Source organism: Aliiglaciecola lipolytica, assembly GCF_018860635.1.
Taxonomy (GTDB): Bacteria; Pseudomonadota; Gammaproteobacteria; order Enterobacterales; family Alteromonadaceae; genus Aliiglaciecola; species Aliiglaciecola lipolytica_A.
In genome coordinates, this window is sequence record NZ_JAHKPT010000014.1 from 22,752 (window position 1) to 38,586 (window position 15,835).

Annotated in this window: 10 protein-coding genes; 3 read left to right on the forward strand and 7 right to left on the reverse strand. The window is 40.6% G+C overall.

Features of this window, described 5'->3' with window-relative positions; translation table 11 throughout:
* Positions 1-6: 6 nt before the first annotated feature.
* The 6 genes from KO530_RS06205 to phoB form a co-directional block, all read right to left on the reverse strand.
* Complete coding sequence (locus KO530_RS06205) at positions 7-2,658, reverse strand: TonB-dependent receptor domain-containing protein (RefSeq protein WP_216047549.1); 2,652 nt, start codon at positions 2,656-2,658, stop codon at positions 7-9.
* Between the two features lie 153 nt (positions 2,659-2,811).
* Positions 2,812-5,610, reverse strand: a complete 2,799-nt coding sequence (locus KO530_RS06210) for a hypothetical protein (protein WP_216047550.1) — start codon at positions 5,608-5,610, stop codon at positions 2,812-2,814.
* A 271-nt stretch (positions 5,611-5,881) separates the two neighbouring features.
* On the reverse strand, positions 5,882-6,718 hold the full coding sequence (locus tag KO530_RS06215; RefSeq protein ID WP_216047551.1) for a prolyl hydroxylase family protein: 837 nt from the start codon (positions 6,716-6,718) through the stop codon (positions 5,882-5,884).
* Positions 6,719-6,754: 36 nt separating this feature from the next.
* Entirely contained in the window at positions 6,755-7,699 is a 945-nt protein-coding gene (locus KO530_RS06220; protein ID WP_216047615.1) for a PstS family phosphate ABC transporter substrate-binding protein, read from the reverse strand.
* 10 nt (positions 7,700-7,709) lie between these two features.
* Entirely contained in the window at positions 7,710-9,044 is a 1,335-nt protein-coding gene (gene phoR / locus KO530_RS06225) for a phosphate regulon sensor histidine kinase PhoR (RefSeq protein ID WP_216047552.1), read from the reverse strand.
* 54 nt (positions 9,045-9,098) lie between these two features.
* Entirely contained in the window at positions 9,099-9,788 is a 690-nt protein-coding gene (phoB, locus tag KO530_RS06230; RefSeq protein WP_216047553.1) for a phosphate regulon transcriptional regulator PhoB, read from the reverse strand.
* A gap of 298 nt (positions 9,789-10,086) precedes the next feature.
* On the opposite strand from phoB, the gene KO530_RS06235 reads away from it, so the two are divergent.
* Positions 10,087-11,814, forward strand: a complete 1,728-nt coding sequence (locus KO530_RS06235; RefSeq protein WP_216047554.1) for a sensor histidine kinase — start codon at positions 10,087-10,089, stop codon at positions 11,812-11,814.
* A gap of 203 nt (positions 11,815-12,017) precedes the next feature.
* On the forward strand, positions 12,018-12,917 hold the full coding sequence (gene rdgC, locus KO530_RS06240) for a recombination-associated protein RdgC (RefSeq protein ID WP_216047555.1): 900 nt from the start codon (positions 12,018-12,020) through the stop codon (positions 12,915-12,917).
* 94 nt (positions 12,918-13,011) lie between these two features.
* Here rdgC and KO530_RS06245 read toward each other — a convergent pair whose 3' ends face one another.
* On the reverse strand, positions 13,012-13,845 hold the full coding sequence (locus KO530_RS06245) for an HDOD domain-containing protein (protein WP_216047556.1): 834 nt from the start codon (positions 13,843-13,845) through the stop codon (positions 13,012-13,014).
* 272 nt (positions 13,846-14,117) lie between these two features.
* Between KO530_RS06245 and KO530_RS06250 the strand changes: the two genes are divergently transcribed.
* Entirely contained in the window at positions 14,118-15,803 is a 1,686-nt protein-coding gene (locus KO530_RS06250; protein ID WP_216047557.1) for a dipeptidyl-peptidase 3 family protein, read from the forward strand.
* Positions 15,804-15,835 lie beyond the last annotated feature (32 nt).

Consider the following 15,835-nt stretch of genomic DNA (forward strand, 5'->3'; position numbering starts at 1 on the left):
AACAACTTAAAATTCGTATTTAAGCGATAAATTAACGCTAGAGCCCTTAGTTTCTGAACGTAACAAGGTATTCTCGAATTCAATGTCTTTTTGTTGGTTTAGCATGTTTTGAACTTTAAACTTCACTGTTGTGTTGAAGTTTGGATAGTAAGTATAAACTAAATCCAAGGAGTGAAACGGCTGCTCATAGCTGTCGTCAAATCCATCTATACCAGGAATTAGAATACGCTCACCAAACACGTTGTAAACCAAAGACGCTGAATGCTCACCGTTATCAGAGTCAAAACCGATTTGGGTATTTACCACGTATTCAGAGTGACCGGTTAAACGACGAGTTAAGTTAGTTACTGAAGTAGAGACACCAGTTTGCTCAACCACATTTTGACCGTCTAATTGGATCTCAGAATCACTTAACGTGAGGTTTCCAGATACAAATAAATTATCCCAAACGCCATCTCCAATAAACCCTAGTCCTTTCAAGAATTCAAATTCGACACCATACAGCTCACCAGACTCTGCATTGGCGATACGCACTAATGGCGGACCATCCTGAGCAGGTGACTGAACCGATTCAATCGGGCTATCCATGTCTTTATAAAATAGCGCCACAGACAAGTTGTCACCCTGATCTAAGTACCACTCCCAACGGAAATCGTAGTTTTTAATTTGCGTTGTACGTAATCCAGGAGTACCACCGATTGGGAAATCAGTAAGCGGATCGATATAGGTTGATGACGCCAGTTCGCGCGTGTCAGGACGAACGACGGTTTCACCGTAACTTGCTCTGAATTGAACTTTCTCGCTCATAATATAAGTGACAGCCAATGCAGGGTAGAAATCACTTTCTTGGAATGCCAATTGAGAACGGTCGTCTTCATCAGACAAATCAATTTGATTGCTTTTGGGATCAAATGGAACCACTGCTTGACGATAGTCTTCCCATCTTACTCCACCACTGATACGCCACGTATTGTCGAAGAAAATGTCAGCTTCGAAATAGTAAGCATCAACCTTTTGCGCTGCCACATAATCATCACCAGCAATGGTGGTATCTGACAACAGCGGAATAGAAGAAAGTTCAGCAGCATCTAAGTTCTCATCGCTAAGAATCTCGTTGAACACGCCACCAGCTAGTACAGAGCTATCAGAAAACCCACGGGTGTTGATATCGAATCTGCGGTTTTCGGCAGTTCTTGCTTTACTGACAAAATCGCCACCCACTTTAAATTCCATATCAAAACGGTCTACGGTATATGGGTAGTTAAGATTCCAGCTCAAGTTTTCAACCCGATCATCAAGTCTTTGAAACTGATAACGTGCAGCTGTAGTTGCGTTTGTTAGTGAACTTTCAGTTTGCTTATCATACACACCGTCTTCATTATCATCGGTTAAGATGAATCGAGTATTGATCGTGCCTGGTGCGTATCGACTTGAACGACTTTTAGTATATTGCCAATCAAAGCCTAAAAAATCCAAATTAGTAAAAGTATGTTTACCACGAATTTGGTTAGACCACATCTGACGCTCTTCGTATACAACTTCGAAATCTCGAACTCGTTGTCCATCACTCAATTGGATGTTGTTGGTATTACCTACTTTTTCACTAATTGCATCATTAGTGTCATTTAACGCGACTGAAGAAAAATCAATACGATGATTCCGGTTATAGTCAATTCCAAAGTTTGCCATACCTGAGAAGCGAACATTATGCTCGGTTACATCCACTTCATCAAAGTAACGAGGAAAGGAAATAATATCCCCACTTCGCTGGGCTTGCTCACCAATAAACTGTTCACTCACATTCCATGAGTTGTCGTAGCCTGCCGTAACCAAGAAACCCACACGCCAATCGTCATCTAAATCAAAGCTATTGCCCAAAGACAAATTGAATCCATAATCAGGGTCAACACTTTGTAAAACCGGATCATAGTCAGTATATAGTTCTTTCAACAGATCACGGGCTTCAGTGGTACTAATATTGTCTAAAAATTGTTTGCTATCCCATAGCGCCACAAAAGAATCCGGTGCAGCACGGGTACCGTCATCCTCGCCCATCCAATCATCACCACCACCGTTGTATTGATATGCATCATCAAAGTTATCGGTGTTAGTTCCTAATTTGCCTGTGATGTTAAACACAAAATCAGTAGGAATGGATTTTAAGCGAATATCAACATTCCCCCCACCAAAGGCAGCAGGCATTGAAGGTGAAAAGGACTTCTGTACCGATAAACTTTCAATAATATCTGCAGGGAATAAATCCAAAGGAATTACTGAACGAGTCGGATCAGGACTGGGAACTGATGCCCCATTCAATTGGGTACTTGAGTAACGTTCACCCAAACCTCGTACATAGATGAATTTTCCATCCACTAGCGTAAGGCCGGTTACACGACGAAGTGCTGCTGCAGCATCACTATCACCAGTACGGGATATTTGCTCAGCGCCGAGAATATCTGCTACGAAAGCTTGGTTTTTACGTTCCTGAAGTACAGCAGAAGCTGTTCCTTTCAAGCGCGTACCGGTAGCAACAACTTCCTCAATCACGTCTTCTTCGGAAGCATCCTGAGCAAATAACGGCGCACTTGGCAGTGTTACAGCAACTAAAATGGCTAAAGAAATTGGCTTGAGAGGAAACCTGTTAAAAGGCGTATTCATTATTAACCTCATTGTCGTACAAACTGGCAGCTAAATGCATTTTAAAAACGATGTTACTGCCTTATACATTGTGTCATTTATCTTAATCGTAAATGCGCTTTTTCGTTTCCAAAAAAGCGCATATCAAATCTAAAAACGAGTTAATAAAGAACCCTATTCTAGACCAACAGTCCAGCCTGACGTCCAATCAGCGTCTTCATCAACAGCACCGATGAAGTCAGCATTATCAAAGAATGTATCACCAGAGAAATCTTTAGGCGTTACTTCAGAGATAGTGAATATTCCGTCTAGAACCGCAGCTTGATTAGCAGCTACGCTGTTACCAGCCTGGTTGTTTAAGAACCAGTCTTCTAGGTCTACGATTGTGTGAGTAGCACCATCCGGTAGTGAACCATCTTTGAAGTTCTCGTCATTTTCACAAGCAATAACAGAGTTAGTGAAAGTGGTAGTTCCATCACCTAAGTTGGTTTGACTTTCCAATACACCTTCTACTTCGAAACATTCACCCATACCAGCAGAACCAGTAATGATGACGTTAGATAATTGTGCACCTGTACCTTCACGTAAGTAGATACCTTCAGCATCATCTTCGCCGTCAAAATCGTTACCGATAATCGTCATATTAGCGATAGTTGGGTTAGATTGAGGCTCACTATCTGGCACTGAACCGTCGTTGTCAGCTTCGATAGCGCGATTCGCATCAGAGTTATCTTGTGCTTGACGCACTAAGACATATTGCATACGACCAACAAAGCCGTTATCCCAATCAACACTGTCGTCTTGGATGTCTGTTAGCACTAAGTATTTAACGTCAACGCTTCCACCAAAGAACTCAACACCGTCATCCGCGTTTTTGTGAACTTGTAAATACTCAACAGTGGTACCTGAACCAACACCGCCGAACGTAACACCATTTAATTCGTTATCAGGTGCAACTTCAAATCCACCGTGCATTACGCGAACATAACGAAGCGTACCAGAGTTATCAGTAGAATCTGTTCCACCAAATACTGCACCTTCCTGAACACCTTCAACTTGAAGAGCACAATCCGCGTCACTTGGACATTTATTCGATGGCGCGTTGCCTAGAATAACCAAACCACCCCATTGACCCGCTTCACCAGCTTCAAGTCCACCAAGAACAGCGGCAGATGATGTAAGGGTAACGGGCTCAGAAGCCGTGCCTTGCGCATCAATTTTAGAACCACGGCTGACCACTAGATAATCGTTACCTGAAGCACCGTAAACAGTTACACCAGCATCGATAGTTAGAGTTGCGCTATCTTCGTTGTCATCACCGACAAAAACTGCACCAGATAAGGCATACAAGTTACCTTCGGTAAGAGTTAAATCAGAAGTAATGCGGCCTGATAATTCACATGTGTTGGTTACACCATCAACAGCGGCGATAGTCGTAGTTCCAGCAGGACAACCTGAGGCTGTTTGGGTAACTTTAACGGTTCCACCGCCAAATCCAAATGCCCAACCTTGACGCCAATCATCATCAGAACTTACCGCTCCAACGAACGTAGTTGCATCAAAGAAACCGTCTATTTCTGAAACATCTGCAGCACCTTCAAGAAGCAAAGAGCCAGTCATTGGTGTGCCATCAGCATTTAGCATCACTGATTCAGATACACGGTTACCGCGAGATTCGTCTAAGAACCAAGCTTCAAGATCAACAATTGTGTGAGTTGCGCCATCTGGTAAGGCACCATCTTTGAAGTTTTCGCCGTTAGTACAAGCCAAAACAGAATTTTCAATAGTAATGGTTCCGTCAGACAAGTTGGTTTGGCTTTCTAATGTGCCTTCAACTTCCAAACATTCACCCATACCATCTGTACCAGTGATAACCATATTATAAATTTGCGCACCAGTACCTTCGCGAAGATACACACCTTCTGAGTCATCTTCACCGTCAAAATCGTTACCGATAATGGTAAGGTTAGCGATAGTAGGGTTTGACTGTGGATCATTGTCAGGAAGCGAACCGTCATTATCAGCTTCAATACCGCGGTTTGCGTCGCCGTTAGCGCTATCTTGTTCAATATAAACGTACTGCAACTTACCTTGATAACCGTTATCCCAATCAACACTGTCGTCTTGGTTAGAAGTCAAAACAAGGTGCTTGGCATTCACGTTACCACCGAAGAATTCAACACCATCATCGGCGTTAGCGTGGACTTGGATATAATCCACTTCAGTAGCAGAACCAACACCACCGAAAGTAATACCATTTAATTCGTTATCTGGAGAAATTTCGAATCCAGCATACTTAACTACCAAGTAATTCAAAATACCTGAGTTGTCGTCTTCAGCGTCACCACCAAAAACAGCACCTTCTTCTACCCCTTCAACTTGCAAGGCACAATCAGCATCGGTTGGACATTTGTTTGAAGGAGCGTTACCAAGAAGTACTAAACCACCCCATTGACCAGCGCCAATTTCATCACCGATAACATCATTATAAGAAGTCATGATGATAGGGTCAGATGAAGTACCCATGGCTTCAATTTGTGAACCACGGCTAATTACCAAGTAATCACTACCAGTGCTTCCGAAAATAATAGTACCTTCTTCAATTTCTAATACCGTGCTATCAGCGTTATCAGAACCAACAAAAACAGCACCGTCTAGTGCCCATACGATGTCGTTGGTTAAGGTGATTTTTCCGCTGCTATCTTCATCAGCATCAGTTAAACGGCCAGATAAGGTACGCACTTCGATGGTTTCACCTAGTGCCGTGGAAACAGCTGTACTTAGAGCAGAATCTAGCTCACCTGGAGCATCTTCAGTAGGAGTAGGCGTTGGTGTAGGTGTAGTAGTAGGTGGATTGTTAACGGTAGAACTGTTATCAATATCGCCTTCGCTAATATTAATGTCACCACCACAACCAGCAAGTACCAAAGCAGTTGCTATAGCGCTTACTTTAAAGATGTTTTTGATTTCCATCGAGCTCTCCAAATGCGAGTGTTAAATAGTTTCAAGTTTTTTCTATTAATGACTTGATAACGAAAGTTGTAAAATCGCGAGAAGGTTACCCAAGCTCAATGACAGTTTTGTTACATTACAGAACTGTCACAAAAGTTTCATAATTGAGGGTGCTGAAGTAAATGTCAGAATAATAAAGGAAATGCCGCAGTTAACTTCTAACTAGGTGGTAGATATAGAAGAGTTACGGCGTCAGGAAAACGCCGCGTTATGACGTTATTAACTTAAGAAGTTAGCTTTTTTTAGTTTTAGGGACAAAAACATCTTCTCTAAACCATTTAGTGATGACCACTTTTTCGCCACTAATAATTGGATGAGCGTGATGAATTGTATCTTCGTTAACTGAACCATCGGGACGCAAATTATTCCAGACTAAAGCCATTCCTTGTGTAGGTTTGAATTTGCGGCCAAGTTTAATAAACTCAGTCTCCCCTCCTTCACATTCATCATTAAGATAAATCATAAACGTCCAAGTACGCTGCCCACCGTCCTTGCTGTAATTTTTAAAGTCATCGGTGCCGGGCGCAAAATAATCGCAATGGGCTTTGAATTCCTGAGCTACAGCATAATGTTGAGCCTGAATCACTTCTTTTTCACCAAGCCCCAAGCCTAAAGCATCAATAATTTTTTGATCTATCTCTTTTGCCAAAGGATCTTTGGTAAAAGGTAAATCACATGTAGAAGAGGTTCTAAAGTTTTGATACAAATCCCCTTCCCTTTCAGGAATTTCCGATGGCCGCAATTTAGATTTAGTCAGCGCAATTAAGGCATTACACTCTTGGGCAGACAAAAAGTTGTTAATTTGTAGCATCTGCACTCGAGGATCATCAATTATCTTCGCATCATAATGGTCGAGATTCTCTAGTAGTTTTGGCTGAGATACTTTTTTATAAAATGCTTCATCTTTATTACAGCTCGTTCCGGCAGGTAAATTATTGCCAAGAACCTTTTTAGCTGACTCAAACGTAAATCCGTTTTGCAGAAGAATCTTCAGAATTTCAATACTGTCGGTTCCTTGCAATAGATTTTGTAAAACCCAAGATTTCCAATTTTGAGGTAATGATGACATTTGAGTGGCCTTTATAAAATGAACTAAACCTGAAACTTAGTTTGAAGATAATACTTCAAGTTGCTGTTTTATGACGTTGGAGGGCATACTTACATACCCATCTTGCTGCACTGCCTGTTGACCTTTATTGGATAACACAAATCGCAAAAATTCTTCTTCCAACAATGGTAACCTTTCATTCGGTGGCTTGTTAACTACGAGATATAAAAACCGCGATAAAGGGTATTCACCACTGCTAATAGTTTGTGTAGTCGCAGGAATAAACTTACCAGTATAATCAGCAATAGCGAGTGCTTTTACCGCAGCGGTCTTTTGGCCGTAGCCTGCGTAACCAATAGCGCCATTCGAATAAGCAACCGATTGAATAACCGATGCAGATCCAGGCAATTCGTTCACAGTGGCTTTAAAATCACCGTCACATAAAGCTAACTGTTTGAACAAACCATAAGTACCGGAAACCGAATTCCGCCCAAAAACCTGTATTTTTCTGTTGGCATAACTTCCCGTTACTCCCAATTCACTCCAATAGCGCGTTTCTTTGCGGGAGCCACAAAACCGTGTAGCCGCAAAAATGCTATCGATCTGCGGGATAGTCAAATTTGAAATAGGATTATTCACATCCACAAACAACGCGATTGCGTCAATAGCCACTTTAATTGCAAGCGGTTGATACCCATGTTGCCCACTAAAATAGCGTAATTCGCTGGATTGCATCTCGCGGCTCATTGGCCCAATATTTGACGTTCCCTCAGTAATTGCTGGTGGTGCCGTCGATGAACCTGATGCTTGAATTTGAAACTTCACTTGAGGATAAAGTTGCTTAAACTCAACCGCCCAGATTGTCATTAAATTCGCCATGGTATCTGAGCCGACAGAGGTAATAGAACCTGCCACTCCGGGTTTTTTTTGATAGGTTTCCGCCGCTTGCGCTGGCAATAATAACGCACAAATAGCGACGCTACTCCACACCCAAACGAGCATTTTCAGCCGCTTAATCAATTTGTTTTTCCAACTTACCTGTAGACGGGTTTTGCACCGACAGTTCACTGGAAAAAGAAAAAGAAAATTCACTTCCGACACCTATTTCACTGGTTATTTCTAATTTCGAATTATGATGGGTTAGAACGTGTTTCACAATAGACAAACCCAATCCAGATCCCCCCGTTTTTCGAGAACGTGCTTTATCCACTCGATAAAAACGTTCGGTCAGCCGATTTAGATGTTTTTCCGGAATTCCTTCACCGTTATCTTTTACAGAAAAATGCGCGTGACCATCCTGTCTATTCCAAGTAACCACTATTTTACCTGGTGATGGAGTATAATTAATTGCATTAAAAATCAGATTGGAAAATGCACTGCGAAGTTCAGTTTCGATGCCATAAACTTTTAAACTTGCATCAATATCGAAATCGATTTGATGGCCTTTATCTTTGTTTAAGGTATTTGCCTCAACCTGAATCGCAGACAGCATTTGCGGCACATTAACTGGTTTTTCAAAGACCCGTTCTGAACTCGCCTCGATTCTCGATAAAACTAATAACTCTTCGACCAAATTCTGCATTCTTTCAGATTGTGAACGCATTTCACCGAAGGCTTTTTTTAGAAACGCAGGGGGCACATTCTCAGTATTGGGTAGCATTTCTAAATAACCGTTCAAAACGGTTAAAGGAGTACGTAACTCATGGGACACATTAGCAACAAAATCTTTGCGCATTTGTTCGAGCTGGGTTAATCGAGTCACATCTCGAGCAATCAGCAATAGGTGATCTTCACCATAAGGCATGATTCTATATTCAAATATTTTTTGAACATTAGACGGTGAAGGTACCTCCACAGGATAATCGTATTTACCGCTATGGAAGTATTCTATAAATTTTGGATGGCGGATTAAATTGTCTACCCGCCGACCAGAATCTTGCGGCCAACGTAGCCCTAATTCGATCCGTGCCAGCCGATTACACCAAACAATACACGCATTTGAATCTACCACCACAGTGGCATCCGGCAAGGCTTCAGATCCTTCACGAAATCGTTTGACCATACGGGTGAGTTCTTTACGTTTACGCCTATTTCGACGTTGAATGTAATAAACTCCCTCGTATACATGTTCCCAAAAGCCTGGCACTTTTGGCGGGGTCATTTTTTTACTATGCCATATCCATCGATTAAATCGGTACATATGCCAAGAGTAAAAGCCTAATAACCAGGTTGAGCCAAATGCAATGGCAATTGCCAATGCATCAAAATATAGCCCAATTAAAATCACGATTACGTAAAACCCACCAATCCTGAGTAAATTTTTTAACCATGAAAATGGATAATACATGTATCAATGGATCCTTTGTTGAACGTCAAATCCAACCGTTTATCGTTAAGCTGATCACACTTTTGCTGAGAACCGATATCCAGCACCGCGCACGGTTTGAATCATGTCATCATGAGAATACTTAGAAATCGCTTTACGCAACCTACGTATGTGAACATCAACCGTTCGGTCTTCCACATAAACATTAGTTCCCCAAACGTTATCTAACAACTGTTCTCGACTATATACTCTTTCAACATGAGTCATGAAAAAGTGTAGTAGCTTGAATTCCGTTGGTCCCATGTCTAGAGGCTCCTCTTCGGCAGTAACACGATGAGAAACGGGATCTAAAACAAGACCGTTTATAGCAATTGGTTCCTCAGCCGACGTTGGTGTCACTCTGCGCATCACGGCTTTAATTCGGGCGACCAATTCTTTCGGTGAAAAAGGTTTAGTGATGTAATCATCCGCTCCGGAGTCAAGACCACGTACTTTATCTTCTTCTTCACCACGGGCGGTTAACATAATGATAGGGATATCCCGGGTAAACTCGTGTTGTTTTAATTTTTTAGCGAGCTGTACACCGCTGCCTCCAGGCAACATCCAATCGAGTAAGATTAAATCTGGATAAGGTTCTTTTACTAAATCCAATGCAACTTGATAATCTTCTGCTTGTTGGGTTTCAAAACCGGATTGTTCTAGAACAAACTCAAGCATCTCTCTGATCGGCGCTTCGTCCTCTACCAGCAAAATTCTTCTGGCCATTAGTTTTTTCCTGCTCATAATAAAGGCGCCATTATTAGTTTAGGTTGTGACACTTTTATTAAACTTATCATATAAATGTCAAATTTCAGTCATGTTAAGCAAAAGAAGCGGGTTTTATCTTAATTATCGGTCTAATTTAACTGCAAACATTCGGTGCACAAGTGTAAAACCAATTTTTAATTTAAAAACTGCTTAGAAAGGTAAACAATTACTCCGTGCTTCTTGTTAATTGAACGTTTTCCGCATATTCTTTATTTTCTTAAAACGTTCTAATTATTAGGTTTCTTAAGGTTCGTGAATGGCTAAAGTCAAAACTAGTTTGTCTAAAAAGTTGTTGACCCGTGTGTTGTCCGTTTACTTCATACTGACGTTAATCGTCACTGTTGGACAAATCCTTACTGAATATTTAAATGCCAAAAATCATATTCAAAGCGAGTTACAAACACTCAAAAACACCTTTAGCGTTAGCTTAACCCGCGCAATTTGGGAGCTTAACAATGAACAAGCTGTCGACATTTCAAACGGATTAATGGCATTACCTATTATTGAAGGGGTGCAAATTCGCGATGAAAACGGTGAATATATTGCCAACAAAGGACGCACCTCTTCGTTACCCGAAGAAATGATTACTTCAGGTATCATGCGAGACCATCCTGGTGGAACCTTTGGTTATTCGTTTCCACTTATCTTTGAATTTTCTGGACGAACCTCGCATGTAGGTGATGTCACATTGTATTCAAGTGCGAATATTATTTTTGGGCGTATTGAAGTTGGGGTATTTTTCTTAATTGGAAACGCCATCATTAAAACCGCATTTTTAGTCTTCCTATTTTTGAATGCCTTTCGGCAAATGCTTACCGATCCCCTTGAAGAGTTAACCCAACAAATAAGCGAGTTTGATGTAAACCGGCCAGAGTCTTCTAAGCTGCATTTGCACATAGAAGACGATAATGAGTTAAAGGTGTTACAAGTCTCCTATAACGAGTTAATAGACGATTTAATCGACTACAAACAAAAACTCAGAGCCACTCGAAACGAACTCACGGATGCGAACCGCAGATTAGACGACCAAAACATAATGCTTGAACAAGAAGTTGCTAAAAAAACGGCATCTTTAAGTAAAATTATGTTGGATTTGGAACAGCAAAAAGACGAACTAATTGTCAACCAACGAGAATTACGACAAGAAAACGAAAATCGTCAATACATTGAAGACGAATTGCGAAAGCGAAATACTGAATTAGCCGAATCAATGGAGACCGTTAAAATAGCCAAAGATCAGTTGATAGAATCTGAACGTATGGCTTCACTTGGCGGATTAGTCGCGGGGATTGCACATGATGTTAATACACCAATAGGTGTTGGTGTTACAGCTGCAAGCTTTCTGCAAGAACGCATTAACAATTTGCAAAATGCTTACGAAGACAAAACCTTGACCGGCAAGACAATGAGCAACTTTTTATCGGAGGCTAATCAAACCACTGAACTGCTATTGGGCAACCTAAATCGCGCCTCAGAACTCATCTCTAGTTTTAAGCAAGTGGCTGTAGACCAAACTAGTGAAGCTGTTCGTGACGTTGATCTTAAACTCTATATCCATGAAGTGATTCAGTCATTAGCACCAAACTTCAAAAAAACTTCCCATTCAATCAGTGTTAACTGCCCTGAAAACTTAGTGGTTAAATGTGCTCCTGGCGCCATCGCGCAAATTTTTACCAATATGATAATGAATTCATTAATTCATGGTTTGGATGAAAAAGAGAATGGCAAAATAACCATTAATGTTTCTCAACAAGACGATGAAGTAGTAGTGGAATATGCGGACGATGGCAAAGGCTTGTCTGAAGAAAATTTAGATCGGCATTTTGATGCGTTCTTTACCACCAAGCGCGGTAAAGGTGGCAGTGGTTTAGGCACTCACATTATGTATAACTTAGTCACTCAAGCGTTAGATGGCAAAATTAGAGCTAGCAGCGTTGAAGGGGAAGGCTTGAAATATGAGATTAGATTCCCATTGCACGCATAATGTTGTCTATAAACGCCTGCAATTAAACTGAATAATGGGCTAAAAAGTGATTAAAACCCATTGAGATATTCCATTATTATACGAGACGCGTTAGCTATAAACATGATAGTCTTCGCGCCCTTCATTGTATTCAACTAATGGTCAGAGGCACACTTAGTGCTGGGCTTGAATACCAATTAAAAAATCCTGATTAAGTAGAGAATATGTGGTTTAAAAATCTAAAACTCTTTGCCATTACGCAAACATTAGACTGGCAAGAAGATGATATAGAACAAAAATTGGCGGAGTTTAAGTTTCGTCCGTGTAATAGCCAAGAATTATCCACCATGGGCTTCTCCTCTCCTTTCGAGTCTGGCAGTAGCTTACTTCACAGCGCCCAAGGGCGAATTTGGATCACCCTTAAAAAGCAAGAACGGATCTTACCTGCCGTTGTAGTGAATGCTGAACTTGCCGAAAAAGTTGCACAAATAGAAACTGAAACAGGCTCTGCCGTAGGTAAAAAAGCCAAACAAGATTTAAAAGAAGAAATAATTCGTCGGCTATTGCCACAAGCGTTTACCAAAAACAGTTTTACCCATGGCTTCATCTCAACCAAAGACAACTTGGTTGTAGTAGACGCCTCAGCCGATGGCAAAGCAGAAGTCTTTTTAGCAATGATCCGCAAAGCTATGACGACTTTGCCGGTAGTGCCTTTGTCCCGTAAAAGTATTCAAGGCGAGCTAACAAGCTGGATACAAGACTCTTCTGCACCTAGTGACGTGGTATTGCTCGAAGAAGCAGAATTCCGCGGGCAAGGGGAAGAAGACAGCATCGTACGGGTCAAAAATCAAGAATTGATGGATGATGAAATTCTGCACCATATCAAAGCCGGTAAATTTGTCCACAAACTGGCTATTGAGTGGGATGAGTGCCTAACAGCTATGCTTGAAGAAGATTTATCAGTTAAGCGTCTTAAATTTACCGATGTGGTAAAAGAACAAAACGATGATATTGCCAAAGAAGACAAATTAGCGCGGTTAGATGCCGACTTTACATTGATGTCTGGTGAAATAGTGCGTTTTTCACAATGGTTAGTTAAAACCTTCGCTTTGGATCAAGAGTAGTCTGTTCCGAATCTTTAGTCATTGATTTAAATAATGCTGTATTAAGGACTCCTTAATACAGCATTAAATTTATAACGTTTAAGTTATTTAATTATCAAGCAAAAACGGCTTTTGCGCTGGTACGGGCCTCGATAAACTCTGGACTTTCCAACAAGCTCACATCTTCAATAATTTTCTTGTCTAAACATATTTTTAAAACCGCATCTTTTTGGCTATCGAACACACCACTTAACGCAGCTCCAAGTCTAACAAAATCAATGAAACTGGCCTCTTCTTCTTGGTAGCTCATATCTCGCCACTTTTCTGCAATCTTGACAAACTGCTCATCAAAATCCCATTGACGCATGATTTTACCACCGATGTGTCCGGACAATTTGATAATCGCAGCATCTAAAAATTTAGGGTTCGCAAACACTTCTTCATGACGTTCTGCTTCGGTCAAAATCGGCAATACACCAATATTGTGAATTAACGATGCCAATGTCAGTGTGTCTAAGCTTAAATGACGTTTTTTACTTTTTGAATAAAACTGTAAAGCAGCCACTGCATAAGACAGACTTTCGATAGTTTGGTCCCACATCTGCGCAATGTAGCTTTTCACCAATTCATTTTTAGAAACAAATAGTTGTTCCATTGCTAAAGCAGTTGAAATGTTTTTGATTTGACTAAGTCCAATGCGCGTTACGGCTTGAGAAACTGAAGTCACTTTAATTGTTCTGCCTAAATAAGCGCTATTGGAAATTTTGATAATTCGAGCACTTAACGAGGGATCCTGAGCAATAATATCCCCCATGGAATTAAGATTAATTTTCGGGTCATCTGCAGCGCGCCTAACTTTCAAGGCGATGGCGGGAAGTGTTGGCAGAACAATCGTATCATTTTTAATTTTTTCAACAAGAATGGTTAGCAACGCGTTCTCTGTGGACATATTTCTTCCTATATAATTGAGCGGAAACCTACTCGACATTTAAAATGACGGCAGTCGTATCAATAATTAGTCTGTTGAGTATCTTCATCTCTATTGTATTGGTAAAATTAAAGATACTATAAGGCTTATAACCTATATTGCTTTTAATAAGCAGCGAAAGCTAATTTATACTGCAATTGATTATTTACAGAGCTTATAAGCTACGCATACCAATTTAAATTTGCAATTCAATTATTTATGCATTCAATAAAAAATACAAATTAGGATGAGCAATGATTAGAAAAAAACTTCTCGTATTAACTATTTCCGCGGTTTTTATGGCCGCCTGTTCAGATTCATCAAATCAGCAAGAAATCACCAAATCTCAGCAACAAACGCCGGCTAAAACTGAAAAAGTTGAATTGCTTGCCGGAGCTGAGGAACGCTTAGATATTTATTACCCAGTGGCACTATCAGCAGATTTATCAGCTTATAGTGATAATCAGAAGCAAATGTTGTCGTTGTTAATCGATGCGTCCAAAATTATGGACGAGCTGTTTTGGATGCAGGCATTTGGTCAACCTAAGCAAGAGTTTTTGGATTCGTTGACTGACCCTAAAGTGCGGGCATTTGCTGACATCAACTATGGGCCTTGGGATAGATTAAACGGTGATAAACCATTTCTAACTCAAACCGAGGAGAAACCTTTAGGAGCTCAATTTTACCCTGAAGATATGAGTAAAGAAGAGTATTTAGCAAGTGATATAAAACAAAAAGACAATCTGTATTCAATGGTTTCCCGGGATCAAAACGGTAAATTAATAGAAATACCTTATGCAGATTATTTTGCTGATGAATTAGAAGCGGCCGCTGATCTATTAATTCAAGCATCAGAATTAGCTGACAATCAAACCTTTGCAAATTATTTAAAAATTCGTGCCGACGCTTTGGTCACCGACAATTATCAGCCATCTGATTTTGCATGGATGCAAATGAAAGATAATCCAATAGAACTAGTTATTGGACCAATCGAAACCTATGAAGATCAACTATTTGGCTACCGAGCTGCCTTTGAAGCCTATGTTTTATTAAAAGATCTCAGTTGGAGCGAACGTTTAGCTAAATATGCGGCGTATCTACCTGAGCTTCAAAAAGGCCTTCCGGTTGCAGATGAATACAAAGCCGAAATGCCTGGCAGCAATGCAGATCTCAATGCTTATGACGTGATCTACTATGCCGGACATTCAAATGCTGGCAGTAAAACCATAGCAATTAATTTGCCTAATGATGAAGAAGTGCAACTTAAAAATGGTACACGTAGGCTACAGCTCAAAAATGCCATGCGCGCAAAGTTTGATCACATACTAATGCCAATATCTGAACTATTGATTACACCAGAACAACGTCAGCACATTACCTTTAATGCGTTCTTTGCCAACACTATGTTCCACGAAGTTGCCCACGGACTCGGTATTAAAAACACCCTTGATGGTGAAGGAACCGTTCGCGGAGCGTTGAAAGAGCATGCTTCAGCTTTAGAAGAAGGCAAAGCCGATATTCTAGGTCTATATATGGTTGAGCAACTTCTTAAGAAAGGTGCAATAACCGAGGGCCAACTTGAAGATTATTACGTCACCTTTATGGCTGGTATTTTCCGTTCTGTGCGATTTGGTGCATCAAGTGCTCATGGAAAAGCGAACATGATTCGATTTAATTTTTTTCAAGAAAAAGGCGCCTTTAGCCGAGACGAAAATGGTCTCTATCAAGTCAATATGGAAAAGATGGGCGATGCTATAGCTGCGCTGTCGGAAGTTATCTTAACCTTGCAAGGTGATGGAGATTATCAAGGTGTTGGCCAATTGGTAGCTGAAAAAGGAATCATTAAAGAAGTCCTTGCCCAAGATTTGCAAAAATTGACCGATGCGAATATTCCAGTGGACGTCATTTTCAAACAAGGTAAAGAAGTTCTTAAACTTTAGTCTAAAATTGAGTCAACAACGCTTTGTAGGTG

Excerpts from the sequence above, each read along its gene's own strand:
- KO530_RS06205 (WP_216047549.1), bottom strand. The coding sequence starts at position 2,658 with ATGAATACGCCTTTTAACAGGTTTCCTCTCAAGCCAATTTCTTTAGCC.
- KO530_RS06210 (WP_216047550.1), bottom strand. The coding sequence starts at position 5,610 with ATGGAAATCAAAAACATCTTTAAAGTAAGCGCTATAGCAACTGCTTTG.
- KO530_RS06215 (WP_216047551.1), bottom strand. The coding sequence starts at position 6,718 with ATGTCATCATTACCTCAAAATTGGAAATCTTGGGTTTTACAAAATCTA.
- KO530_RS06220 (WP_216047615.1), bottom strand. The coding sequence starts at position 7,699 with ATGCTCGTTTGGGTGTGGAGTAGCGTCGCTATTTGTGCGTTATTATTG.
- phoR (WP_216047552.1), bottom strand. The coding sequence starts at position 9,044 with ATGTATTATCCATTTTCATGGTTAAAAAATTTACTCAGGATTGGTGGG.
- phoB (WP_216047553.1), bottom strand. The coding sequence starts at position 9,788 with ATGGCCAGAAGAATTTTGCTGGTAGAGGACGAAGCGCCGATCAGAGAG.
- KO530_RS06235 (WP_216047554.1), top strand. The coding sequence starts at position 10,087 with ATGGCTAAAGTCAAAACTAGTTTGTCTAAAAAGTTGTTGACCCGTGTG.
- rdgC (WP_216047555.1), top strand. The coding sequence starts at position 12,018 with ATGTGGTTTAAAAATCTAAAACTCTTTGCCATTACGCAAACATTAGAC.
- KO530_RS06245 (WP_216047556.1), bottom strand. The coding sequence starts at position 13,845 with ATGTCCACAGAGAACGCGTTGCTAACCATTCTTGTTGAAAAAATTAAA.
- KO530_RS06250 (WP_216047557.1), top strand. The coding sequence starts at position 14,118 with ATGATTAGAAAAAAACTTCTCGTATTAACTATTTCCGCGGTTTTTATG.